Below are 23832 nucleotides of genomic sequence, written 5' to 3'. Positions count from 1 at the left end.
GCTTGATGCCGATGCATTCCTGCGCGCACGGATAGAGGAACTGGGTGCCGCGGGAACGACGGATCGATCGACGTGCCGTCCACTGGATTACCTCGCTTCGAGTGCAGCGCGAGCCAGCGCGCAAACAAGGCGGCATCGGAATGAGCGGCGAAACAGATATTCTCCACCCACCCCATTACCCGCCCGGGAGGCAATGCCCTCACGGACGAAAAGGAGTTCATCATGGCCGAGTGCAGTGTTTGTGGAAAGCCCGCAACCTCGCAGATCACGATCACCGAAAACGGCCAACGCCGTCAGCTGATGCTGTGCGATGAGCACTACATGGAGTTCATGGCGCGCAATCAGCGCCGCCTGTCGCCGCTCGAGTCCCTCTTTCACGGCGGAATTTTCGAAAGTCTGTTCGACGACATGTGGCCACAGACGGAAGGCGGCCGCGGTAGCCGGTCACACATCGGACGCGCGCCCGGACAATCCGCCGGCGCGGATCAGGGTACAGGCGCCGGTAGCGGGCAAATGGGCGATTCAGCGGGCGGACACCCAGGCGGCCGCACACGCCGACATCGCCGGGCGCGTGAAGCGGTGGACCTGCAGACGTACCTGAGCCAGAGCGGTCTGGATCGCCTGCAGGCCGCGGCGCAAGCAGCGGTCGAATATGGCAAGAACGAAGTCGATACGGAACACCTGTTGCTAGCGCTCGCCGATAACAATGTGGTGCAGGAAATCCTGCGCGAATTCAGGCTTGATCCCGAAGAGATCAGGAAAACCATCGACCAGACCGCGCCACGCGGCACCCGCAAGGAACCGGGAGACAACGAGCAGATCGGCGTGTCGCCACGCGCCAAGAGTACGCTGGAAAATGCGTTGAAGTCGTCGCTGGAACTGGGTCACAGCTATGTCGGACCAGAGCACATTCTGATTGGGCTCGTCGAGGAAGAAGACGGCTTTGCAGGTGAATTGCTGCGCAAGCTCGGGCTGTCGCCGCAATCGCTGCGGCAAAAAGCAGTCAAGGTGGTCGGCAAGGGTGCCGAAGACGGCAAGATGGAAGACCGCTCCACCACGCCTACGCTCGACAAGTACGCGCGCGATCTCAGCGCGCTTGCGCGTCAAGGCAAGCTCGATCCGGTGATCGGCCGTGACAAGGAAATCGAAACCACCATTGAAGTGCTCGCGCGGCGGCGCAAGAACAATCCGGTGCTAATTGGCGAACCCGGTGTGGGCAAGACCGCTATCGTCGAAGGCCTCGCGCAACGCATTGCTCAGGACCAGGTGCCGGAAGTGCTGCGCGGCAAGCGCGTGGTCGAACTGAATATCAATAGCGTCGTGGCAGGTGCGAAGTATCGTGGCGAGTTCGAGGAACGCGTCAAGCAGGTGCTGGATGAGATCATCGAGAATCAGGACCGTCTGGTTGTGTTTATCGACGAACTGCATACGATTGTCGGCGCCGGCCAGGGCGGCGGCGAAGGCGGCCTTGATATCGGCAATGTCTTCAAGCCCGCCCTCGCTCGCGGTGAGCTGCACCTCGTGGGTGCGACCACGCTGAACGAATACCAGAAGTACATTGAAAAGGACTCGGCATTGGAGCGGCGCTTTCAGCCTGTGATGGTGCCTGAGCCTAGCGTCGAGGAAACGATCGAGATTCTGCGTGGCCTGCGTGACCGGCTCGAAGCGCATCACAAGGTGAAAATCACCGAAGAGGCGATCGCTGCTGCGGCAAAGCTCTCGGACCGCTACATCGCCGCGCGCTTTTTGCCCGACAAGGCAATCGATTTGCTCGATCAGGCCGCCGCCCGCGTGCGCATATCGTCGAATTCGCGTCCGCAGCCATTGCACGATATCGAGGCGAGCATCCGCCGCATCAAGCAGGAACAGGACGCGGCCAGCGCTGCAAAGCAATTCGATAAAGCCAAGGAACTGGAAGAACAGCTCGTCGCGGAACAAGAACGGCTGCATGAAACTACTGAAACGTGGAAGAAGGAGCGCGGCACCAGCTCGCAGGAAGTGACGGCGGAAGACATTGCGCAGATCGTTTCGTCGCTCACGGGCGTACCGTTATCTGAACTCACGGCCGAGGACCGCGAAAAGCTGTTGCGACTGGAAGACCGCCTGAAGGAGCGCGTGGTCGGCCAGGATGAAGCCGTCTCCGCGGTCGCCAAAGCGGTGCGGCTTTCGCGCGCCGGTTTGACGGAGGCCGGCAAGCCGACTGCGAGCTTCCTTTTTCTTGGGCCTACAGGTGTGGGTAAAACTGAACTCGCGAAGGCGCTTGCCACTTCGGTGTTCGGCGACGAGAACGCGCTGGTACGCATTGACATGAGCGAGTATTCCGAGCGTCATACCGTGGCACGGCTGGTTGGTGCGCCGCCCGGATATGTCGGCTACGAGGAAGGCGGGCAACTCACCGAGCGCGTGCGGCGCAGGCCATATTGCGTAGTGCTGCTCGACGAAATCGAAAAAGCGAACTCGGAGGTGCACAACCTCCTGCTGCAGCTGTTCGACGAAGGGCGGCTCACCGACGGCAAGGGACGTCTGATCGATTTCACCAACACGATCATCATCGCGACCAGCAACGTCGGCTCACAGCTGATCCAGGACAACATGAAGGCCGACTCGAAGCAGCTCGATTATCCTGAACTGCGCGACCGGTTGATGGAAATCCTGCGGCATCATTTCAGGCCGGAGTTTCTCAATCGCGTCGACGAGGTGGTCGTGTTTCGTGCGCTCGGCAAGGAGCAGATTCGCAGCATCGTCGATCTACAACTTGCGCGCGTACGGCGTACGGCGCTGGCCCAAGGCATCGATCTGTCGTTCGACGATGGCTTGCGCGATCACCTCGCGCAGATCGGCTATGACCCCGAGTTCGGCGCGCGGATGCTCAAACGCAAGATCCGTCTTGAAGTGGAATCGCAACTCGCCGATGCGCTGTTGAGAGGCGACGTGCACGACGGCGACAAGGTCACAATGACCTACGACTCGGGTACGCACTCTGTGCGTGTGCAGAAAGGAGCAGCGCCCACAGAAGCGCCCAGCGAGGCGTCGAAGCAGGCACCGGCGCATGCGTGACGCTGGCATGCTGAAGAACGCGACGCCGCCCGCACGTGCGGGTGGCGTCGCCGTCACGATTCAAGTTCCCCTACGACGATCTCGTCTCGATAGCACCAGATCCACGTTTCGCCGGGTTCGATTGAACGCACCAGCGGATGGCCGGTCGCGTGAAAATGCTTGCTTGCATGCCGGTTGGGCGACGAATCGCAACAGCCGACGTGTCCGCACGAAAGACAAAGCCTCAAATGTACCCACGGCTGGCCAAGCTTCACGCAGTCCTCGCAATAGTCGATGGGCGTGTGGAGAATGCGGGCCTCGCCCAGGTGCGTGCAACCAGGGGTCATGATCGTACTCCTCGGACAGGTACGCGCAGACATGCGCGGATCAAGGTTGCGCTTGCGCTCAAGCGCTATTCAGATAGCGATGCACCAGCGCCACAGCCATTGCGCCCTCGCCGACTGCCGACGCCACACGCTTGATCGACGCGTGGCGGACATCGCCCGCGGCGAATACGCCAGGCACACAGGTTTCCAGATGCAGCGGCGCGCGTTCGAGCGGCCATTTCAGGTTCGCCCGATATTCCTGCAGGTCGGGACCGGTCACGAGATAGCCGCCTTCATCGCGGACAATGCCAACTTCGCGCGCCCATTCGGTCTGCGGTACGCCGCCAATGCAGACGAATAGCCAACTCGTCCTTACCGTGCGTTGACGGCCGGTGCGCACATCGGTCAGCGTGATCGCCTGCAACACGTCACTGCCTGCGAGCGCGGTAACTTCGGTGCACGTGCGCACTTCAATGTTCGGCGCCGACGTGATGCGATCCACCAGGTATTGGGACAACGTGTTCTTAAGCGATGCGTCACGCACGAGCATATAAACGCGGTTGGCGGACTGCGAAAAATGCATGGTGGCCTGTCCCGCCGAATTGCCGCCGCCCACCACATATACGTCTTCGCCATGGATCAGCGCGGCCTCGCTCGCGCCGGCGCCGTAATAGAGGCCCGCGCCGAGAAAGCGCTCTTCACCTGCCAGGCCTAGCGTACGATATGCCACGCCGGTCGCGCAGATAGACGTGCGCGCCGTGATACGTGTGCCGTCTTCCAGATACACGATGCCCTGGCCGGGCAGAAATTCCGCGCGCACGCCGGCGCGAGCCAGCAGGATTTCGGCGCCGAACTTGATGGCCTGGGCGCGTGCCCGTTCAGCGAGCTCCGCGCCGCTCACGCCCTGTGGAAAGCCCAGATAGTTCTCGATTTTCGAACTGCTGCCTGCCTGGCCGCCCAGTGCCAAACGCTCCACCAGTACGGTGTGCAGCCCCTCCGATGCACCGTACACCGCCGCGCTCAGCCCCGCCGGTCCTGCGCCGTAAATCGCCAGATCGTAGGCCTCACGGGATGGACTCGCAAACCAGCCGAGCTTCTCTGTGATTTGCCGGACGGTGGGACATTCGAGCCGCGTTCCGTCGTGGAAGACGCAGACCGGCAAGCGCGAATCGGAAAGATGCTGCACGTGCGCCAGTTCCTCCGCTTCTTTATCGCTGCCCAGCTCGATCCATTCGAACGGTATGTCGCAGCGATGCAGGAAGTCGCGTATCGCGTAGCCATTTGCGCTGCGCATGCGTCCATAGATCCTGACCATGAATATGCTATCCGCCATTGAGGACGTTCAGAACATTCTTTCGTTTCTCGCGCTTCACAAGCAGGCGGCCGCGCCGGATAACGGTGGTTGGCCGTATTCGTGCACTGTAGGTCCATCGAAGGGTAGCGTCTTTCGCTCAACTGCCGGGTTTTGTTCGCTTTTCGCTGATGGTTCCATCACGTCGGGTCGTGCGACTCTTCCAGCTTGTGATCGACAAAACGCATGCCCCATTCGATGCCGTCCCGCACCGCCTCCTCCTGCGCAAGCCATTCCGGCTGAACCGTATCCGGACGGAATTCGGCCACGGTGCCATCGGCATGGCGCACGCTCACTTTCGCCTGCCACGCGCCGTATGCGTTCTGCTCCGGCTGTACCACGATCTCGTAGCCTCGATGTTCAAACACGTGCGTTTGCATGAACCGCTCCGGTTTCGTATCAAGGCGTCAATCTGGAAGCACGAACTCGGTACGCATGTCTTCGATCACCTTCTGGAGATGATGTACGCAATCTGCGCCGGGGTCATTAAGCGGCACTATGTTCCAGTTGCGGCCGGATGCGTCGGGCGGGTGCCGCTCTGGTAGCGGTATGCGCACGCGCAAAGCTCCCGGCACGTCAGCGGCGATTTTCGCCATGCGGTTCTGCAGTTCGTCGCGAATTTGCTCAGCGCTTCGAACGGTCTTCGGCATCGGTCTGCCTCCCTCGGTCGCACGTCCGGATCGTGACTGAATGGCGCATGCGTTCCTCTTGCGTGAGCATGCGCCAACGATGCCTTAAGTCTAGTCGCTAATCCGAGTATGTTTGGACAATCGGTCGCTTCTGCGGACTGCATCACGGGAGGGCGCGCCGCAAAGCTGCTTTTCGGAAAAATGCGTAAAAAGCCGAAAGACGCCGGTGTGCAAAGGCCCGATCCTCTCCAAGTCAGCCCGCATCGTATCTGAAGTGGGTGTCCGCGGCTGATGAGCTGGCAAAAACGAAGATACTCGACCTGCCAGACCCAAGTGACCGGGCCAGGCTTGAACAAGTCGTACAGGCGCGGGATCGGGGGCGCGGTGTCGAGGTCCTGACGCTCGACGTAATGTTCCGGCTGCGCGATAACCGAGGCAAGCCAGCGCGTATGCAGGTGGCCTTGAAGCAGGCGACACCGGCCCGCGACGGAGACTGGTTGTTTGTTATTCAAGATATGCAAGCAGACCAACGCCAAAAAGCCGCGCGTGACGCGCGCGGGGCTGCATTGAACCGTGCGTCACGCGATGCCTCCCAAGACCTGCACAGATCGTATGAGCGGTTGACGACCGGTCGGCGCGTCCTGGTTGAGTGGTAGTGACGTAATCCCTGATGGGCGCTACCCAAATGGCGTATTCCATATTGCGCTCTTCGGGGTACAGTGCATGGACCTGCTGCTTCAGCCTGGCACCTCTTCGAGTACATGACAGGTACCCTGTATCACAAGCGCAAATAGCTTGACCTCTCTTATCAGTAACTGAATACGTCCGTTCTACTTTGGGCCGCTATCCGCAAAGAACCCGCGCAAACGCGAAGGGCCGTAGCATGTGCGTTACGCGACCGTCGAATGAACTGAGCACGGCGCATGTGCAATCCATGCACACGCACGGTGCGTACGCGGCGCAGCGACGGCCGCCCGGGAGCCAAATCATGGAAACAAAGAAAAGCTGGCTGCGCAAGGATCTCGATGCGTTGCGTCTGCAGTGGGACATGCTCACCTTTTATGAACGATTCGAGCAGCTTGTCGCGCATGTGCTGAGCGTCGTGATTTCTATCATCATCCTCGTGTCGCTCTGGCAGTTGATTCGCGCGGTGATTTCATTGCTGGTTTCGGACGCGCTGAACCCGCTGGATCACGCGGTATATCAGACCATCTTCGGCATGGTCATGACGCTGCTGATCGCTATGGAATTCAAACATTCGATTACGCGCGTGATGACGCGGCGCGATCACATCGTGCAGGTCAAAACGGTGCTTCTGGTTGCGCTGCTGGCTATCGCCCGCAAATTCATCATTCTCGATCCGGCCAGTGCGCCCGCCCAGATCGCGGCGCTTGCATTTGCGCTGGTGGCGCTGGGGAGCGTCTACTGGCTGATGCGGCAGCGTGATGACCCGGCCGACGCGACGGCCGCCGAGCAAGTGGAGCGCGATCGCGTGGCGCACGCGCAGCGACAGCAAGGGGTACGGCCCGGCGAAGGCGGGCAGCGCGACAATTGACCCGACTCGCCATGCTCGTCACGTAATGGCAGCGTAAGCGTCAATCTAGCGGACGGCGTCGACGGTCACGCGAAGTCGGCCGCCTCCGGTTGCAAGTCCGAGGCGACCGCGGGAATGCGGTCGCTATTGACAGACTGCGTTCCGCCGCCTTCGACACGTCTGTCGCCCTCAGCCGGCATCGCGCCGATCTGGCCCGGCTGCTCCAGTGCGCGGTGGGCTAACGGTTCCGTCGTCGCAAGGCCGCGGCCCAAGCGCTGGATATCATGCCCACGCTCGCGATCCCACAACCGCAGGTGAGCAATTCGGTCGATGTCCGGCTGCAGAAAGACCAGCTTGAACACGCCGATGTGCTGGAGGAACTGGTCGGGCAGTTCCGGGACGTCCTGCAGATTCTGCACCGCCGGTTCTTCGAGCTGGGTGTCTTCAGCCAGATCATGCGGGAACTGAATTCCGGCGATTTTTACGTCGAGGGTAGTGATCGCTTCGACGATTATCGGGTGCATCAGGTCTCCGACGAGCAATTCCGGCGTGAGCTGCCGCGCTACTGCGAGATCGTGGGCTTGTCCACGGACGGCAAGAGCTTCGCGAAGGTTCTGCGAGACAAGCTGAACGCAGCGCTCGACGAGGCCGATGCGAACTTCCCGACAAACGACAGCATCGAGTTCGTCGATGAGGAACTCATCGCTGCGCTCGTCGGTTTGTTGATGGACTAACGCGCGCACGCGGGCTGCGCCACGCAAATTCATCCATCGTAAAGCGTGCCGACGTGCATGTCTTCCCTTTGCCTGCGCAGTTATTGCGCATTGCTGCTTTTAGTTCCGCCCTTCCTTGCGAATGAACATGGCGACTTCGCGAACGTGGAACGGCACTGTCAACATAAATGGGCCTGAAGCCTAGCCCCCGATCACAGTAAATTTCCCCGTTGGGCCGTAAGACTTTCCGACTGGTCCGGGGGCCTCGAACAAATCCACGCACAGGAAACGCTTTTTGCAGCGCGTCGAGAAGCTCGCTCTGTTGCTTTCCAGTACCGACGACGGCTGAGTCTACTTCTTCGCAGGTTGTTCCTCGGGCTCAGGGTGAACAGCAATCGGATCGCTCGCAGGAAAGGTCTCTTCGAGCGCTTCGTCGAGTTGTTCGTCCAGGGTCATCGGCGCTTCCGGCTCCTCGACTTTCGACTTCCGGGGGGCGACGCGGCTTACCTTTGTCATATTGCGCTCCATGAGGGAACCAGCGGAATTTCGCTATTGCAGCGGCGTTGCGTACATGCAATCACGGTTATCGGAGGCGGAGATCGCCACCTTCATCACGCAGATCGAAAATCGCGGCATCGACGACATCCAAATCGACGTCACCGATCTGCCGGGTGGCGCGAGAGATCGGCGCGTGCGTGAAGCAGGAGACGCTCGACCCCGGCATCGTGACTACAAGCTCCTCGCGAAGATCGGTTCTGAGTTGAACAAGCCTGAAAGGCTCGCGTTTCTGACGTCGCACGATCTGGCATGCAGATACTCTCCGGGTTTCTCGATTTGGCGGCGCTCTGTGTGCTCGCCTTGGAACCCAAACGCTAACGGCGGGCATTACCTAAAGGGAACATGTCGTTCGTTCCACACACATTTTGTACTTCCGGCGCGCTTCCGTCTTACAAGCGACCTGGATGTTAGACGCAGCGCAGACGGCTAGGTCGAGTGCCATGCCTTCGGCGCATAGCGACCTTATCTGTGGGCAATTCACGTAGACGAGCCCTGACAGCACGACCGCTGCGAGCGCCGCAATAGTGGTGCTTCCTGCTTGCATACCGTCCTCCACCGGACGCGCCGTACGGGATTCGAACCGGTGACCAACGGATTAGAAGTCCGTTGCGCTACCTCCGGAGCTCACGACCCGAAAGAGACCTTCCCCGCCGCTTGTCCCACGCACACAAGTGTTCTCAACGACCTTGTTGGCCCAGGAAGCACATCCAGTGACGAAGCGTCCGCTACAGCACGGTCGGCCGACGCTCAGTTCACGCAACTGCTGAATTTCGATTCTCCGGCCTTCAGATGCGGTCATATTAGTCTTCGGAGGATTAAGCGTGAGTACTCTCCAATGTCGAACTGCGCGTCGATGTGATCGACGTCCACACCGTATGGTCCGCATAATTGTCGGGGTGTCGATCCGACCCAAATGCGAACTTCTACAGAATTCAAGATCACAACCCTGATGCAGCGCAAGGGGACTCATGCTGTCGTGCCGCTGCTGTTCAGGCTTTCTAGCGCCTTCCTCAGGCGCTCCTCCTGGTCGTTCGTGAGAGACGTCTTTAATAGCTTTCCGCCGAAAGGCTTCAGCTCTGGCAGGACCTTGTCGAAATTCACGCGACGCACGAGGATGAAGAGCGCCGACGAACCCGGCTCAATGTTCTGGCCCGTCGAACGCATGAAATCGTCATCGATTCCATAGTCCGAGAGCGCGCCCGACAACGCGCCCGTGCTAGCACCGATGGCCATGCCCGTTGCCAGACCGACGAGCGGATTGAGCAACATCAGCCCAACCAGCGCGCCAAACAGACCGCCCCAAGCCGCGCCGCTGAGCGCGCCGATCTTGACGAGATCGACGGCTTGCTTGAGGTGCACCTTGCCCTTCGCGCTACGGACCACGATGCAGGCATCCTCAAGGTCGATCAGGTGCTCCTTTTGCATCTGCTGGAGTTTGGTCAATACCTGGTCGGCCGTCTCTTCGCCTTTGAAGCTTACAACGACTAGATCGCTCATCGATTTGCTCCATTTCTCTGGGAAATAAAACGAGACCCTTTCGCGGCAAGACGGTTGAATTCATGCTCAGCTCAGCGCGCAAGCCGGTCGACCGCGCCACGAAGCAGCGGTGGTGCCAGCCAGCCTTGCATGTCCCGCCCGGCGCGTACCTTCGGACGTCGACGTGGCCATTGACCCGATGACGATGACATCTAGACTAGGCTCTTGCCGGTTGCACTTCTTCCTCATTCCTGCAAAGACGTGTCGGATCTCTGCGCTCCAGCTGCGCGGCTTTCAGATGTGAACGTACGGCAGCATTCCGCAAAAACTGCGCAGGCGTAGGGAAGAAAATCTGCCCCGCGCGCCCTACGGTGGACGGATGCGTGCGGTGCAGGGCGTAGCCCGCGCGCGCGTTAGACCGTTAACAAACCGACCAGGAGCAGAGATGAGAACCGACGAAGACATCAAACGAGACGTGGAGTACGAACTGAAGTGGGATCCGGACATCGATCCGTCAGATATCGGGGTTGCGGTCAAGGACGGCGCGGTCACATTGTCTGGTTTCGCACGCAGCTTCCGGCAAAGGCGCAAGGCCGAGGAGGACGCGACGCGTGTGCGCGGCGTGAAGGGGGTCGCAAACGATGTGGAGGTGCGGTTGCCTCTGATCAACAAGCGGCCCGATCCGGAGATCGTGCGCGAGATCATTGCCCAACTGAAGGCCGAGCTACCTTATGCGGCGGACACCATCAAGGCGGTCGTCAGGGACGGAGACGTGACGCTGAAGGGCGAAGTCGAATGGGACTACCAGCGCCGCCGTGCGGCCGACACGGCGTTGCGGGTGAGTGGCGTAACCGGCCTGACGAACGAGATCGAGATCAAGCCGAAGGTCAAGCCCGAGGACCTCAAGCGCAAGATCGAGGACGCGTTCAAGCGCAACGCGGAAGTCGACGCACAGCACATCACGGTCGAGGCCGAAGGCAGTAAGGTCCTCCTGCGCGGCACGGTCCGCTCATGGGCCGAGCGCGAGGAGGCCGAGCGGGTCGCATGGCTTGCCCCCGGCGTGACGCACGTCGACAACCGGATCAACATCGGGCGCTGAGGGGCTGCTGGAGACGGGGCGGCTCGCTTGCGTATCGACGTGGCCGAGGGGCGGGAAAGGCCACAGCACCAAAACCGGAAACACCTCAGCGCTCTTGACTGCGGCCTATTCTGCCAGAATGACTTGGGTTGATGACACCGCTCTTCGGCTCGTTGCAACGTGAATTGAACGGACTCACGAGGTTGTCCTGAAAATCCTGGTGGTACTGACCTCACACGACCAGCTCGGCGATACGGGCCGGAAAACCGGATTCTGGCTCGAGGAGTTTGCCGCGCCTTATTACGTGTTCAAGGACGCAGGCGTCGAGATGACACTCGCTTCGCCAAAAGGCGGGCAGCCGCCCCTCGACCCCAGGAGCGACGATCCGGATTCGCAAACCGAAGCGAGCCGGCGTTTCAAGAAGGATAAGGAAGTGCAAGCGGCTTTGGCAAATACAGCGAAGCTCTCAACTGTCTCGGCCGCTGACTATGACGCCGTGTTCTATCCCGGCGGGCACGGACCGCTATGGGATCTGGCAGAAGATCCGCAGTCGATCGCATTGATCGAAGCCATGTATGCGGAGGGAAAGCCGGTCGCCGCGGTTTGCCATGCTCCCGGTGTGCTGCGTCATGCAAAGGCGTCCGATGGCTCTCCGCTTGTGCGCGATAAACCCGTTACGGGCTTTGCCAATTCGGAAGAAGCGGCCGTCGGTCTTACCGAAGTGGTGCCTTTCCTCGTCGAGGACATGTTGAAGAAGAATGGAGGCAAGTATTCGAAGGGGCCGGATTGGCAATCACATGTGGTTGTCGCGGCAAACCTAATTACTGGCCAGAATCCCGCGTCGTCGGAAGCAGCAGCAAAAGCGCTGCTCTCGAGGCTGAGCATGGCCTGATACGACGCTTGAGTTGAAGGAGCGAGTCATGGCAAAGACGACCGGGGCCAGCAGGTCCGAAACCCGAAACCAATCCAGCGACGTGATACATGTGCCCGAGCCGAAGCTGCACCAGCGCGCACATGAGCTGCAGCCGTACGGTCATGTCGTAAAGCTGCCAATCGCGTTGTCCCAAACCGCGTGCGAAACGGGCATAGAGCTGTTGAATCAGATCCTGGCCGACACTATGACGCTGCGCGACATGTACAAGAAGCATCATTGGCAGGTCGTTGGGCCTACGTTCCAGTCGTTGCATCAGCTGTATGACGCGCATTACGATAAGCAGGTCAAACTCGTCGACACGCTAGCAGAGCGGATTCAACTGCTCGGTGGGGTCAGCATCGCCATGGCTGCCGATGTGGCGGAAATGACCATGGTCCCGCGTCCGCCACGCGGACGCGAAGAGGTGCCGGTACAGCTTTCGCGTCTGTTGGAGGCGCATGAAATCGTCATTGTGGCCACTCGCAGTGCAGCCAGCAAGGCCAACGAGTTGGGCGACTTTGGCACCAATGACGTGCTGGTCAGCGACGTATTGCGCACTAACGAATTGCAGGTCTGGTTCCTCGCGGAGCACCTGATCGACGCGTCTCTGGTGGTCGCAGCATGACGTTGATACGGCGATACGCGCTGGCGATCGGCAGAAAGGCTTGCCGGACTGTTTGCGGCAACGGCCCAGTGAAACGCGAGATGGGACGCAGTCATTTTTGAGCGCTCGCCGCAAGTACGGAGAGCGACATGAATGCCACGCTAACGGACGCAGGGTTCGGAGCGCCATCAAGATGAACAACTGGTTGCGGGTTTCGATCAAAATCATGACGGCGCTTCTTACGGATTACGAAGGCTGTGCGGAATGGAGTGTTGCAAAGCGCGCGATTTTTGCCGAGGCCAGATTGAAATGTCGTAGCGCTGGCTGAATACAGATGTCGTAGTTTTGATGTCGGGTTTGAGTCTGTCTTTGACGGTTTGAATCCACGTAGTGCCGAAGGACAGCCTTGAACGGGCAGCGCGTGTCAGTCCGTTCAGCGAGTGCGTGCAGACCGTTGGCCAAGTGTTGAAGGTGTCTTCGACTGCTGCGCGATCTGCACGATTGCCTGGTTCAGGTCGGCTCGGGTGAATGTGCGTTGCTTCTTCGTGCCGGGCGAGGGTTTGAGTTTGCGTACCGCCGCACCACGATTCGTACGTGATGGCGAGCCCGAGATCCGGCGGTCTGCGGAAGAGCGCGATGCTGTGCACCAGGCGCGGGCGCCTGAGCCTGAATCATGGACGCATCGTTCCCGGCGCCTGGCTTGCGGCGCCGCCTAGCTCTTCGCCTGCGCGCCGAACCCACCGCGATCGTAGGCTTCGCAGTACGCGCGCCAGTCAGCCGTGACTTGGGCTTCGCATTGCACGGCGACTTCGATCAATGGCATCTGCCAATGGTTGCTGCTTCCAAACTCGATGAGCTCGTCAGCGATCGCCGATCCCTGGCGACCGCCGGAGCGCAACTGCGCCCACGCGCTCAGTTCCGCCATGTTGTTGACGACCGTTTCGAGCCGGGGCAACTTGCCGTTCCAGTTGCCCAACGCGACACGATCCTCCGAGGGCTGCAGGCCGCGCAACACATAGGATCGCTTGTTGAACTCAACAGCATGCAGAAAGGCTTGTGAAACCGCCTGAGCGCGCTGCTGGACCGCGACCACGCGCGCTGACTCGGTATCCCAGCGTGGCTGCGGCGCCTTCACATGTGGGCTCACCGCCGAGGGCAACGCCTCTTTCATGTCGAGCAGATAGTTGCCGTCGGGCGATCCCTTACCCTCGACCAGGATCACGTAACGATCGACGCCGAGACTGCCGGTTCCGGCAATTCGCCGAGCTACGTCGATCATTTTGTAGAAGTCCGGGTTGTCCTTGCGGGCGGCAAATTCGGCCATGAAGGCAGTCACGTCGACACGCACTTTTTCGCCTACCGGCAGTGCCTTCTTTCCATCGAGCCGCAAGACGCGTATCTTGCCCCTCAGTTCGGCGCGCCGATTCAAATGGTCGATTCGCGAACGCTTGTGCAAACCGTCGAACAGCTCGCGAACCATGCCCTCCGCCGTTTCCTCTTCGATCCAGCGGGTTTTGCCGAAGCGCAGCGCCGCACTGTAAGCATCGGCCGCCGTATGGCACAGCGCAAGCGCCTCTGCCCGGCTGAGGCGCAGATCCGCAGCGGCGACGAGCACACTTGTCAGCAAGCGGACGATTTCGTACAGGCTCGGTGCAAGGCAAGCCTCGTCGAAGTCGTTGATGTCGAAATAGACAAGCCGGTTGTCGCCCTTGTAACTGCCGAAGTTCTCCAGATGCATGTCGCCGCAGACCCAAGTACGCGGCGACGCTTCGAGCACGCCGCCAGAAGGCAAGCGCTTGTAGAAGAGGTGACAGGTGCCGCGCAGAAAGATAAACGGCGACGTGCGCATGCGCTGGTACTTCATGTTCAGGCGCTCGGCGTCCCGGCCGCTATTGAACTTCGCGATCTCGGCTGCGATATCGAGCATACGGCCTCCTCCTCTTGATTCGCTTCGCTTCCTTGCCCGGCGTGACGTTTGCGGCACACGCGAGCGCGCTCGCGATAATTCGAAGACCGGCAAGACCAAGTGCCCATTTTGCGTCATTCGCCACGCGGCGCAAAGCGTGAACGTGGCACGGGTGCCCTCGGCCGTGGCGGAACTGCTCACCCCAAATTGTCACCCCGTTTGAGACCTTTATCGGTGACCGCGCCTACGATGGCGAGCCGGTTTCGCAAGCTGTTCTGAACCAGCATTTCAATACCCATGCACGTCCTGAGCCAGGCGGTGGACCCGGGTAGCCTCGTGATCGTTGATTCCACCGGACTCAAGGGCTACGGTAAAGATGAATGGCATCAGGAGAAGCATGATGTTCCGGCTCCCCGGACCTGGCGCAAACTCCATCTTGCGATCGACGAACACCATCAAGTTCTTGCCTGCGAGCTCACCACGCCGGGTGATCTCGCTTGGAAATTCTGCTGTAGTCGGGAATGCTGATGGTGGCCTTCATGATGCGGCTAAGCGAGTTCATGAAACCTTCGGTCTGGCGTAGCGGCAGATGAAAGACCTGGCGGATGAACAAGGCGGTTTCTATGGCGAGATCGGAATATTCCTGCGGCCTGCCACGGGCTCCGGTCTTGCCGGGGCGCCATGCGGCGAGCGCCTCTTCGGTGAACCAAATCGTGATATCGCCACGTTGGCGCAACGCTTCGTTATATTCGGGCCAATTGGTCACCTTCTAATGCGCTTTTTCAATCTTGTGACGAAGGCTCTGATTGCGTTTGTACGGCATTGGCTCTTCTGCAAGTGAAATCACCGCGGATCATTGCCAGATCGCGCGCCCTCGGGCTGGAAGATCAATTTATTCAACAACGCCGCGGGCCAACGTCTGTAGCCGGCCGAGCCTGTGTGAAAACGCAAAAGTACCCGATTTTCGGGTGTCGCTCTACCCTTCCCGAGTTGCTGCCAGGCCGATACGGCGCGATCTGAAGGGTCGATTTTCCACAACGCCGCGTTCAGCGTGCGTTTTCACACAGCCTCGGCCGGCTGCCGCCAGACGCGGGTCGCAGGCGGCCCCGGATGCTCTCCGCTCCAGCTGGCACCGCCTTCAATCATGGCTCATCGTTGCTATTTAATCCGCTCCTTCGCGCCCAGTATGCTGGGCTGTCCCTTGCTCAGCCAATGCTCGCCTGGCCAGCATGCCCAAAGTGTGCATCTCCCTTTCAACGTCCGGGGTCCACGGACGGCCATAGTTAAGCCGGATGTGACGGCGAAATTCGCGGCTGCATGAAAAGATTGCACCGGGTGCTATCGCGATTTCGTGCGCTTCCGCCATCTCGAACAACTGCACTGCCTCGACTCCTTCTGGAAGTTCCACCCATAGAAAGAATCCGCCCGGCGGCCGCACCACTAATGTCCCTTGGGGGAAGTACCTGACGACCGCGGCCACCATCCGGGTCTGAAGGGACGCCAGTTCGCGACGCAGTTTGCGTAGAAGCCGGTCGTAGTCCCCATGCTCAAGGTAGTCGGCAATTGCGCATTGCACGGGCACAGATGCCGGGGCCATCGTCAGCCAACGCGCGTGCTCAATTCTCGCGGCATATCGCCCCGCCGCTACCCAACCGAGGCGCAGTCCAGGCGCAAGGCTCTTCGAAAACGAACCGCAGTGCAGCACGAGGCCGTTAGAATCGAAGCGCTTCGCCGGATACGCGGGCGTCAAGCCAAAATGCAGTTCGCGGAATACGTCGTCCTCGATTAGCGGCACGCCATGTTTTGCCAGCAACCTCACGAGCGCCTCCTTCCGTTCATCGGAGAGCGTCGCGCCGGTAGGCTGGTGCAGCGTTGTCATAAACCAGCAAGCCCGTACCGGATGCTGCCGCAACGCCTCCGCTAATGCGCCGAGGTCGAGTCCACGGTGTGGATCGACAGGGATTTCCACGGCCTTCAGATGCAGGCGCTGAACCGCATCTTGCACAGCATGGAAAGCGGGCCGTTCTATTGCGATGGTGTCGCCAGGCCGCGTCAGAACCTGCAGACACAGTATCAGTGCATCGAGCGCGCCGCTCGTCACAACAACCTCATCGATTGGAACGGTAACACCTGTGACAATGTAGCGCAGGGCAATCTGGCGACGCAGATCTGCTTCCGCCTTTCCCGCCGACAAGGCATTCCGGGAACTCGCCATCCTCCGGGTTGCCGCAGTCAACGAGCGCGAGATCCGGCCAAACGGGAACAGCTGGGCACTTGGCTCCGAAGAGCCAAGCCCCGGATGCGCGCATCGACGTTGAGCCTTCATGAAGCGGATAACCAAGCTGTCGCCATCAGCCTCGTCAATACTTCGCTTTGAAACAATCGCCAGTGATTTCGTTAGCGCAGGCCGACTTGCAATGAAATAACCCGACCGAGGTCTTGCTACGATCAGGCCTCGTCGTTCGAGCGTGTAGTAAGCCTGGAAAACCGTTGAAGGGCTGACGCGGTACGAACTGCTCGCCTGGCGCACCGACGGGAGCCGCACGCCGGACTCAAGCGTACCGTTCGAAATCAGGTTTTCGAACTCTGCCGCCAGTTGGAGATAGCGCTTCATTATTATGTCATGCTAATTAAGTAGAGTTGTCCCGAGCTGCTCCGGTTGCGGGCGGAATGCCTCATCTAGAAATTTCGGACCCGCCAGCCGAGCACGGTTGCAGCTCCAGCCGGCTTTGAGGACGGGGCGTTGGCGGTCTGGAAAAATGCCTTCAGCTGGCTGGCGCCGAGTGCACGGCTGTAGAAGAAACCTTGACCGAATTCAGCCCGGCTTGCCCGCGCGATGCTGTGATGCGCCGCATTCTCAACGCCTTCGACCACGACCACGGCGCCCATGTCATGGCCCATGCACGTCAACGCATTGATCTGTTTCGTGCGCTCATCGGGATCCATTCCCAGCACGTCCCTGTCAATCTTCACCATCTCAAAGGTCATGTCTGCAGGCAGTTCAAATCCGACGTCAGTGGGACGCACGCCCGACAGGGCAAAACGCATTCCTTTATCACGCGCCTGTGCCATCATCGGAATGAGACGTTTTCTGAACTTCCTCGCGCTGCCTGCCCCGATCTTCAGTATTAGCGGTGGAAGACCGAGGGAGTCAACGTCACCCAGGTCCGCGATGAACGCGGAACTTACCAGGTAAGACGCGGGAGCGGTAACGCCCAGGTAGAGCGATTTCGGAGCGCCGATTTCCCGCAGCTCCTGAGCAGCACGCGACAGGACGAATCGCGTCATCGGTCCGATCAAACTACTGTTCTCAATGAACTCCATATAGTGAGCCGGGCCCAGCGCGCCGTACTTCTGGTCGTCCCATCGCAACAACGCTTCGACGCCGACACACCTGGCCCGCCGCACGCCAACGACAGGTTGATACTCAACATGGAACCGGCCACGACGCAGCCCTGCACGCGCTGCACGCAGCAGGGACTTGTCGTAGCGAAACCAGCTTTTGAGAGCCCAACTGACAACAACGACCAGGACCACCACCAGGATCGGCCACAATATAAATCCAAATATGGTCCATACTGAGATGCGCTGCGTAGCAGTGCTCGCCGAAGGCTGCACCGAGACGAGTGTGTCGGCGCCGATCGAAGGCGAGACCTCTCGCGTTTCACAACCCCTACCCAATGAGCAATCCGGGGTCGACATCGCTGGTGGTTCCGGCGACTGCTCTGCGCGGTCGACCCGCGACGCGGTAGCGGCCACTGCGTCAGAGGCCAGAAGCCCGTTTCGTTCTGCCGCCGCGTGGTCGCTGATTTGCCACCGCAGTTCCCTAAGCAGCGTCACAACGTTCGGCCCCGAACTGGCCATCGCAGCATCGGTGCCGGTGGCCTCGCCACGCGTGTCGTCCAGCGAATCGCAAGTATTAACCAGTACAGGCATCGGGCCAGCAACCGGTCCGGCAAGGGCGGCGGGAATAGCGGGCAACTGCGCAATGGACGCGCAGGCTGAGCCGAAGCGAATCGGGGGCGCTGGTGGACCAGCAAGCCAGTCCGTCAGTTGTTGCCAGACGTTGCGTTCAAACGTAAGACTGCGACTGGAACCAGTGTCGGCCGGACCTGCAACCGCGAGTGAGGTGCCTGCGCAGGTGACGAGTACGACTGCCATACCTCGTCTCCAGGCCCGACGGAGCGCGATGAACGCGCTGCATCTCGTGGTTGATACCGGGAACCCAAATGCCATTGATTTATCGTTAAAAAATTCGGCTTAAAAATCGCTATCGATTGGCCCGCTACGCGTACGCGAAACATCGAAAGAAGTGGAAACTGTCTGCGCCGCACTTTGCCAGCGTGTGCGCGTCCGCAATAGACGCAGATTGCAAAAGAAAGGCCGTATCAGATTGATAAGTGGCATTCTTCTAACGTTGAGTGTGTGCGCTACCAGGGCGAGTGCGACGCCCGCAACGGTGTTATCTGTGAGGAGTACAGGTTGAAACGGTACGAGCGGCTAGCCGACCAACTCAGTGAGCTCATCAAGCGCGGTGATCTGCCACCCGGCGCGCGTATCCCTTCGGTTCGCGCGGCGTGCAAGGCCTGGGGTGTCAGCCCCGCGACGGTATTTCGCGCCTATTACCTGCTCGAAAATCGGGGCATGATCAAGGCGCGCCCGCGTTCAGGCTATTTCGTGTCGCCGAGTTCCGGAGAATTACTGCGGCAAAGGCCCGGGACCTCGCTGGGTACCGACCCGAAGACCGTCAATATCAGCGACCTTGTCTTTGAGGTCCTCAAGACGATCAGGCAGCCCGAGACTGTCCCACTTGGTTCAGCGTTCCTGAGCCCTGCGCTGTTTCCGATGGCGCGCGTCGGGAAGTCGTGCGCGACTGTCAATCGTTCAACGGACCTGGCCAGCATGGTTGACGGACTGCCGCCGGGGTACGAAGGATTGCGCCAGCAGATTTCGTTGCGTTACCTGATGGCGGGGATGACGGTGCCCGTCGACGAGATAATCATAACGAGCGGTGCACTCGAAGCCCTGACGCTAAGCGCCCAGTTGCTCGCCGCTCCAGGCGATGTGATCGTGATCGAAAAGCCGACGTTCTATGCAGCTCTGCAGGCTATCGAGCGACTGCGGCTGAACGTAGTGGAGATTCCTGTTGACCCGGTGGAGGGTCATGATCTGGATGCGCTCGCGCGGGCGCTGCAGCAACATCCGGTTCGCGCCTGCTGGTTCATGACCTCGTTCCACAATCCGACCGGGGTGACGCTGGACGATTCTAGGAAGCAGGCGCTGGTTGATCTGCTCGCCAGACACGACGTGCCGCTCATCGAGGATGACGTCTACAACGAGCTGCATTTTGGCCCGGAGCCGGTGCGTCCGGCCAAATTCTTCGACCGGAAAGGTCTTGTCATCCATTGTGGATCGTTCGCGAAGTGCCTTGCGCCCGGATATCGTATCGGCTGGGCGGCAGCCGGAAGGTTCGCGGGCGGGCTGGAACGTGCAAAATGGATGACCACGCTATCGGCCAGCATGCCGGCGCAGCGCGCAATCGCCGACTATCTGGAGCACGGCGGCTATGAACGTTTCCTGCACAAACTACGTCGCGAATTGGCCCATCAGCAATCGCAGATGCTCGACGCGATTAGCCGGTACTTCCCGGCCAATACGATGGCGACGAGGTCTGACGGCGGTTACTTCACATGGGTGGCGCTACCGGATCACGCAGACTCGATACACCTCTTCCAGGCTGCGCTCAGCAGTGGCATCAGCGTCGCGCCCGGACCTATCTTCTCTGCGGACGGCGCCTTTCGACACCGTGTACGTCTGAACTATGGATACCCGTGGTCGGCGCAGCTCGATAAAGCGGTCGCGACGCTAGGCGCCCTGTGCGCGGATGAATCGCGTTGCGGCGCAAAGCTGGCCGGTCCGGTTCAGCCGGCATGACACGGGCGTCGATCTCAACCGTACATCCCGGCCGGTGAATCGTGAAGCTCGTGCACGACAATACGCGCCTTGCCCGCTACTTTCGCACGATACATTGCGGCATCAGCCGCGCGTAACAGGGCTTCGCCACTCAATGACGCTGCCTGGTCGCGCGGTAGCATGCCGACACTCGCCGATAACTGGACGACCTTCGCCCCGAACCTTATGGGCTGGCTCAGTGTCAGCAGGATTGCGCGTGCAATTCTCTCCAGTGCAGCACGATCGATTGCAGGGCCGGTCAGCAGCACCGTGAACTCATCCCCGGCATGGTGCGCAACCAGATCCCCGCCACGCACGCAGCGGCTGATCCGGTGCGCGGCTTCAACAAGTACTTCGTCGCCGCACTGATGCCCGTATGTATCGTTCACAGCCTTGAAGCCGTCCAGGTCGATAAACATGATGGCAGCCACACCGTCGCCGCCTGCTGCGCATGCCTCGTCCAGCCTCTCGAGGAACGAGCGTCTGTTCGGCAGGCCGGTCAGCGCGTCGTGGAACGCCTGATGCCGCAGGCGATCGAGCAACGTCCTTCGCTCCGTCACATCCTGCACCAGCAGGTAGTACCCATCAGCCGCCTGATCGTGGACGCGACGCGGCACCAGCACACCACGCAGGACACGTTGACTCCCGTTAAGCGTCGCTCCAACCTCGTACTCGACCCTTTCGCCGTTGAGCACGCGTTGGACGTACGGCTCGATGGCAGCAAAATAGTCAGCGTCGAGAACCTCATGGGTGAGCCGTCCCACGATCTCCTCCGGGTCCAACCCCAGCCACTCGCGATAGGTTGAGTTGGCGAACCGATAACGTCGCTCACCGTCGACGTAAGCGACCAGCACCGGCAGATTGTCAGCGATGGCGCGCAAATCTACGCGCGTGGCTCCCAATTGTCGCTCGGCGGTCGTCAGTTGCTCATGCGCCCTGCGCAGAACTTCCGAGGCCTCATGGGCTGCCCGATGCAACGCCGCCTCCCGCGCATCGCGCGCGGTTTTTTCCCGTTGCTCCGCCTGGGTATCGTGAATGACAAACAGCCAGCCTCCGTCGCGGGTCGACCCCGGCTGCTTCAATGCCACCTGCACTCGCGCTGGCTTACTCTGCTTGTTGGGCAACCGGAAGGTTACGTCGAGCGTCAGGACCTCGACCCCTCGGCCACGATTGAGTGCCTGCACGACCTGTTCAAACCTGGTCCGGTCGCTCGCATCCAGCAGATCGAGTATGTTCGTTTTCGTCAGCGGAGCGCGCGAGTGCGCGAAGAATTTCACGCAGGCATCATTCATGTGCCGCCACTCCCAGTCCCTTCCGATATGCGCGATAGCGACCGGTGTCCGATAGAACGTGTCGACGTAAAGCGCATTCTGGCCCTGAAGCCGGTCAATCGCCTGAAGCACCTGCAAACGATCAGAGCTGTCCAGCTGGCGCAGGCCAACTTCGTGCTCGATCATTTGCCCCAGGTCGACCAGCATCTGACGCTGTTGGCGCGTGAAGCGCCGCGGCATCGAGTGCATCACGCATAGCATACCGATGGGTTTGCCGCACGGGAGACGCAGCGCAATGCCTGCGAAAAAGCGGATCCCCAATTCGCTGGTTGCCAGTGGCCCCTGCGCAAGCTCCGCATCGGACAACGCATCCCTGACGACGAACGGTTCCTCGCATTGGAGCGTCCGGCAATAGTACGTCTCCATATGGAATATGACGTCCCGTTCGCACCCGCTCGCGCCTATGACTTCTGGCTGGCCCAGACTGTCGAGACATACGGCGGATATTGGTAGATTCAGCGCACGAGCGGCGATTCTGGTCACGCGCTCAAAGTACTGATCGTAGTCGCTTTCCGGGGGCACGGGGGCGCTGGCTGGTTGTCGTTGTTGCTGCGCATCCATGATGCATTCGTCTTTCACGCTCCATGCTCCGTTCCGGTCACATCGTGTAATGTGTCTATCGACGCAGTCGACGACGCGAACGCGCGAAGCTGATCGACTGCCATCGGCTTCCCATACCAGTATCCCTGCGCGAGGTCGATTCCCGAGCGCTGTACCACGTCGTGTTCTGCGGCGCTCTCGACGCCTTCCACGACAACTTTCGCACCAAGTGTATGCACTAACGCGGTTACCGACTTAAGAAACTGGATGCGCGCTTCGCCGCGCATGGCTAGAAATCGCCGGTCTACCTTCACGTAATCGAACCGGAAGTCCGCGAGTAAGTCGAGATTGTTGAAGCCGGTGCCGAAATCGTCGAGTGACAGGCGTACGCCGCGTTGCTTCATATGGCTAAGCGCCGTGACAACCCGCGGCGTACGCTCGACGAAGCTGCGCTCGGTGAGTTCCAGAACAAGGCGCTCCAGCATCGGACCGGCGGACTCGCAGATATCCTCGACAAAGCGGTCCTCCATCAGATGCCGCGCGCAGATGTTTACCGATATGTGCCAGTGCCGAGGGAACGGCAGTTGGGTCAGTGCGTTATTCGCCTCGCGCAGCACGAAACAGGTCAACGCGCTGAGCAAACGCGTGCCTTCGATCTCTCCAATGAACAGCCCCGGGCCCCCGGCTCCGAACTTTGGATGGCCCCACCGGAGCAGGGCTTCCACGCCCACGCAGTGTCGCGTGCGCGTGTCCACAATGGGCTGATAGACGACTTGGAACTCCCCGCGGCGAAGACCGATGCGCGCCGCGCGGCGTAATCTTGCCTTTGGGCGAACCAGGTAACCAACGGACACAGCCCCTGCGCAAGCCGATAGCGCGACAGCCAGCACCCCGGCGTCCCGAGATGCGATCAGGCTGGCCGCGAGCAAACCAGCCAGGCTCGACGCAACGGCGGCAGTCACCGCCACGTTAAGACGCTCGTCCAATACAGCGCGCTGCCGGCGTATTCGTGCTGTGTAGCGTTGCAAAAATCGCATGAAGTTGTTTTCGCACGGTTATCTGAGTTGCGAACTATGACCTGACTGCATTTCCAAAACGAGTAGCAGTTACGTGTCAAAACATGCGTATCAGATCCGCCGTCATACGCGGGGTAAGTTGGCGCGGCAACTCGCTGAGGCAGGCTTGTCTCTTTACTCGGGGTAATCGTCCTTTCCGTGCAATTTCTGACGGCCAACGCCCGCAGAGCCCCGTCCAGCAAGGATCTCCGGTCCCCGTATGCCGTTAAGCAAGAAGTCGTGCCACTAATCAACGTCCGGATTGTCCTTCGCCGACAATTGATTCACGCAGTTTTCGGGCCAACCGTGAGGCCGCAGTCGACCCCGCTTCTGCCGTTCGGCCCGGCTTCATTTAAGGGCCGCTTCCAAAGCACGACGGTCATTCTTACCGTCGTGTCAGCTGGCGGGTGATCGACCGAATCCGGCAGTCGGCGCCTGCTGCAGTTCCCGGCGCGCGCCGAGCCATAATTTTCGCGTGTCCGCCCGGCGTCCGCCGAGTATCGATCCAATCTTCCCTTAAACGCACCTTTGCGCTCGCCGCCACAGTCAGAAAGCCGACTCGGGACCCCTGGCGCTAATTTTTTTCGGATTCCCAACCTTTCCCATCAAAACCCGGCTCTCCGAATTTTCCCGGCCATGCATATCACCGCGTTTGCGTTCATGAGAATCTAGTTTGTCGCCTTAGAAGCGACTCCGTCGCTTCGAAAGCGACGGACTTTTTTCTCATCCACCTACTCTTACTGTGTCATATATCCTGAGGACCACTGCTTCGATGAATGGTGCAAGCGTTGCGTGAGCCGTAGTCCGAGCAAGATGCGCAACGTAGTGAT

At 60.1% G+C, this 23832-nt stretch carries 19 protein-coding genes and 2 pseudogenes; 9 read left to right on the top strand and 12 right to left on the bottom strand.

The genetic code is table 11. From position 1 onward, the window contains the following. Nucleotides 1-222: 222 nt before the first annotated feature. A complete protein-coding gene (locus P3T25_RS42985) occupies nucleotides 223-3057 on the top strand; it encodes an AAA family ATPase (protein WP_429363366.1) in 2835 nt (944 codons plus the stop codon). A 53-nt stretch (nucleotides 3058-3110) separates the two neighbouring features. On the opposite strand, the gene P3T25_RS42980 is transcribed toward P3T25_RS42985, so the two are convergent. From P3T25_RS42980 to P3T25_RS42965, 4 genes are all read right to left on the bottom strand, one after another. Continuing rightward, nucleotides 3111-3383: a UBP-type zinc finger domain-containing protein gene (locus P3T25_RS42980; RefSeq protein WP_093636111.1), complete on the bottom strand. Its 273-nt coding sequence runs from the start codon at nucleotides 3381-3383 to the stop codon at nucleotides 3111-3113. A 58-nt stretch (nucleotides 3384-3441) separates the two neighbouring features. After that, a complete protein-coding gene (locus tag P3T25_RS42975) occupies nucleotides 3442-4677 on the bottom strand; it encodes an NAD(P)/FAD-dependent oxidoreductase (RefSeq protein ID WP_408494547.1) in 1236 nt (411 codons plus the stop codon). A gap of 176 nt (nucleotides 4678-4853) precedes the next feature. Continuing rightward, nucleotides 4854-5093 carry a DUF6566 family protein gene (locus tag P3T25_RS42970; protein ID WP_154566753.1) on the bottom strand — a complete coding sequence of 80 codons (240 nt, stop codon included), beginning with the start codon at nucleotides 5091-5093 and terminating at the stop codon, nucleotides 4854-4856. A 27-nt stretch (nucleotides 5094-5120) separates the two neighbouring features. After that, nucleotides 5121-5363 (bottom strand): hypothetical protein, encoded by a 243-nt coding sequence (locus P3T25_RS42965; protein WP_429363363.1) that lies wholly within the window; start codon nucleotides 5361-5363, stop codon nucleotides 5121-5123. 967 nt (nucleotides 5364-6330) lie between these two features. On the opposite strand from P3T25_RS42965, the gene P3T25_RS42960 reads away from it, so the two are divergent. Together P3T25_RS42960 and P3T25_RS42955 are read left to right on the top strand one after the other, a co-directional pair. After that, complete coding sequence (locus tag P3T25_RS42960; protein WP_429363361.1) at nucleotides 6331-6897, top strand: phosphate-starvation-inducible PsiE family protein; 567 nt, start codon at nucleotides 6331-6333, stop codon at nucleotides 6895-6897. Nucleotides 6898-7283: 386 nt separating this feature from the next. Further along, nucleotides 7284-7580: pseudogene (locus P3T25_RS42955) on the top strand (hypothetical protein); the annotation flags it as partial. 360 nt (nucleotides 7581-7940) lie between these two features. Here P3T25_RS42955 and P3T25_RS42950 read toward each other — a convergent pair. Both P3T25_RS42950 and P3T25_RS42945 read right to left on the bottom strand, forming a co-directional pair. Further along, nucleotides 7941-8105: a hypothetical protein gene (locus tag P3T25_RS42950; protein ID WP_166618347.1), complete on the bottom strand. Its 165-nt coding sequence runs from the start codon at nucleotides 8103-8105 to the stop codon at nucleotides 7941-7943. 1008 nt (nucleotides 8106-9113) lie between these two features. Then, on the bottom strand, nucleotides 9114-9644 hold the full coding sequence (locus tag P3T25_RS42945; protein WP_171928909.1) for a DUF1269 domain-containing protein: 531 nt from the start codon (nucleotides 9642-9644) through the stop codon (nucleotides 9114-9116). Nucleotides 9645-10068: 424 nt separating this feature from the next. Between P3T25_RS42945 and P3T25_RS42940 the strand changes: the two genes are divergently transcribed. The 4 genes from P3T25_RS42940 (at nucleotide 10069) to P3T25_RS42925 (ending at nucleotide 12546) form a co-directional block, all read left to right on the top strand. Then, complete coding sequence (locus tag P3T25_RS42940; protein ID WP_429363359.1) at nucleotides 10069-10722, top strand: BON domain-containing protein; 654 nt, start codon at nucleotides 10069-10071, stop codon at nucleotides 10720-10722. Nucleotides 10723-10909: 187 nt separating this feature from the next. Then, a complete protein-coding gene (locus P3T25_RS42935) occupies nucleotides 10910-11593 on the top strand; it encodes a type 1 glutamine amidotransferase domain-containing protein (RefSeq protein ID WP_429363422.1) in 684 nt (227 codons plus the stop codon). Between the two features lie 28 nt (nucleotides 11594-11621). Beyond that, nucleotides 11622-12239, top strand: a complete 618-nt coding sequence (locus P3T25_RS42930; RefSeq protein ID WP_429363357.1) for a Dps family protein — start codon at nucleotides 11622-11624, stop codon at nucleotides 12237-12239. Nucleotides 12240-12411: 172 nt separating this feature from the next. Then, entirely contained in the window at nucleotides 12412-12546 is a 135-nt protein-coding gene (locus tag P3T25_RS42925) for a hypothetical protein (protein WP_429363355.1), read from the top strand. Nucleotides 12547-12930: 384 nt separating this feature from the next. Here the strand turns inward: P3T25_RS42925 and P3T25_RS42920 are convergent, their stop codons facing one another. Then, nucleotides 12931-14145, bottom strand: coding sequence for a DUF2252 domain-containing protein (locus P3T25_RS42920; protein WP_429363353.1), 1215 nt, complete (start codon nucleotides 14143-14145; stop codon nucleotides 12931-12933). 315 nt (nucleotides 14146-14460) lie between these two features. Between P3T25_RS42920 and P3T25_RS42915 the strand changes: the two are divergent. Then, nucleotides 14461-14571, top strand: a pseudogene (locus P3T25_RS42915) (IS5/IS1182 family transposase); the annotation flags it as partial. 28 nt (nucleotides 14572-14599) lie between these two features. On the opposite strand, the gene P3T25_RS42910 reads toward P3T25_RS42915, so the two are convergent. The 3 genes from P3T25_RS42910 to P3T25_RS42900 form a co-directional block, all read right to left on the bottom strand. Continuing rightward, nucleotides 14600-14890 carry a transposase gene (locus tag P3T25_RS42910; protein ID WP_171928905.1) on the bottom strand — a complete coding sequence of 97 codons (291 nt, stop codon included), beginning with the start codon at nucleotides 14888-14890 and terminating at the stop codon, nucleotides 14600-14602. Nucleotides 14891-15286: 396 nt separating this feature from the next. Next, nucleotides 15287-16738, bottom strand: a complete 1452-nt coding sequence (locus tag P3T25_RS42905; protein ID WP_429363351.1) for a PLP-dependent aminotransferase family protein — start codon at nucleotides 16736-16738, stop codon at nucleotides 15287-15289. Between the two features lie 65 nt (nucleotides 16739-16803). Continuing rightward, nucleotides 16804-18285 carry an EAL domain-containing protein gene (locus P3T25_RS42900; protein WP_429363349.1) on the bottom strand — a complete coding sequence of 494 codons (1482 nt, stop codon included), beginning with the start codon at nucleotides 18283-18285 and terminating at the stop codon, nucleotides 16804-16806. A gap of 321 nt (nucleotides 18286-18606) precedes the next feature. On the opposite strand from P3T25_RS42900, the gene P3T25_RS42895 reads away from it, so the two are divergent. Next, a complete protein-coding gene (locus tag P3T25_RS42895; RefSeq protein WP_429363420.1) occupies nucleotides 18607-20058 on the top strand; it encodes a PLP-dependent aminotransferase family protein in 1452 nt (483 codons plus the stop codon). A gap of 14 nt (nucleotides 20059-20072) precedes the next feature. Here the strand turns inward: P3T25_RS42895 and P3T25_RS42890 are convergent, their stop codons facing one another. Continuing rightward, nucleotides 20073-21968, bottom strand: a complete 1896-nt coding sequence (locus P3T25_RS42890; RefSeq protein WP_429363347.1) for a diguanylate cyclase domain-containing protein — start codon at nucleotides 21966-21968, stop codon at nucleotides 20073-20075. Between the two features lie 14 nt (nucleotides 21969-21982). Next, on the bottom strand, nucleotides 21983-22915 hold the full coding sequence (locus tag P3T25_RS42885) for an EAL domain-containing protein (RefSeq protein ID WP_429363345.1): 933 nt from the start codon (nucleotides 22913-22915) through the stop codon (nucleotides 21983-21985). Nucleotides 22916-23832 lie beyond the last annotated feature (917 nt).

It is taken from the genome of Paraburkholderia sp. GAS32 (genome assembly GCF_050434225.1).
Lineage (GTDB): Bacteria > Pseudomonadota > Gammaproteobacteria > Burkholderiales > Burkholderiaceae > Paraburkholderia > Paraburkholderia madseniana.
The sequence above is the reverse complement of the archived record's forward strand: the minus strand, read 5'-3'. Positions and strand labels throughout refer to the sequence as shown.

Bases quoted from the DNA above. Each gene is read 5' to 3' on its own strand.
- P3T25_RS42960 (WP_429363361.1), top strand. From the start codon at position 6,331: ATGGAAACAAAGAAAAGCTGGCTGCGCAAGGATCTCGATGCGTTGCGT.
- P3T25_RS42930 (WP_429363357.1), top strand. From the start codon at position 11,622: ATGGCAAAGACGACCGGGGCCAGCAGGTCCGAAACCCGAAACCAATCC.
- P3T25_RS42970 (WP_154566753.1), bottom strand. From the start codon at position 5,093: ATGCAAACGCACGTGTTTGAACATCGAGGCTACGAGATCGTGGTACAG.
- P3T25_RS42920 (WP_429363353.1), bottom strand. From the start codon at position 14,145: ATGCTCGATATCGCAGCCGAGATCGCGAAGTTCAATAGCGGCCGGGAC.
- P3T25_RS42940 (WP_429363359.1), top strand. From the start codon at position 10,069: ATGAGAACCGACGAAGACATCAAACGAGACGTGGAGTACGAACTGAAG.
- P3T25_RS42945 (WP_171928909.1), bottom strand. From the start codon at position 9,644: ATGAGCGATCTAGTCGTTGTAAGCTTCAAAGGCGAAGAGACGGCCGAC.
- P3T25_RS42975 (WP_408494547.1), bottom strand. From the start codon at position 4,677: ATGGTCAGGATCTATGGACGCATGCGCAGCGCAAATGGCTACGCGATA.
- P3T25_RS42900 (WP_429363349.1), bottom strand. From the start codon at position 18,285: ATGGCAGTCGTACTCGTCACCTGCGCAGGCACCTCACTCGCGGTTGCA.
- P3T25_RS42985 (WP_429363366.1), top strand. From the start codon at position 223: ATGGCCGAGTGCAGTGTTTGTGGAAAGCCCGCAACCTCGCAGATCACG.
- P3T25_RS42980 (WP_093636111.1), bottom strand. From the start codon at position 3,383: ATGACCCCTGGTTGCACGCACCTGGGCGAGGCCCGCATTCTCCACACG.
- P3T25_RS42965 (WP_429363363.1), bottom strand. From the start codon at position 5,363: ATGCCGAAGACCGTTCGAAGCGCTGAGCAAATTCGCGACGAACTGCAG.
- P3T25_RS42890 (WP_429363347.1), bottom strand. From the start codon at position 21,968: ATGGATGCGCAGCAACAACGACAACCAGCCAGCGCCCCCGTGCCCCCG.
- P3T25_RS42950 (WP_166618347.1), bottom strand. From the start codon at position 8,105: ATGACAAAGGTAAGCCGCGTCGCCCCCCGGAAGTCGAAAGTCGAGGAG.
- P3T25_RS42905 (WP_429363351.1), bottom strand. From the start codon at position 16,738: ATGAAGCGCTATCTCCAACTGGCGGCAGAGTTCGAAAACCTGATTTCG.
- P3T25_RS42925 (WP_429363355.1), top strand. From the start codon at position 12,412: ATGAACAACTGGTTGCGGGTTTCGATCAAAATCATGACGGCGCTTCTT.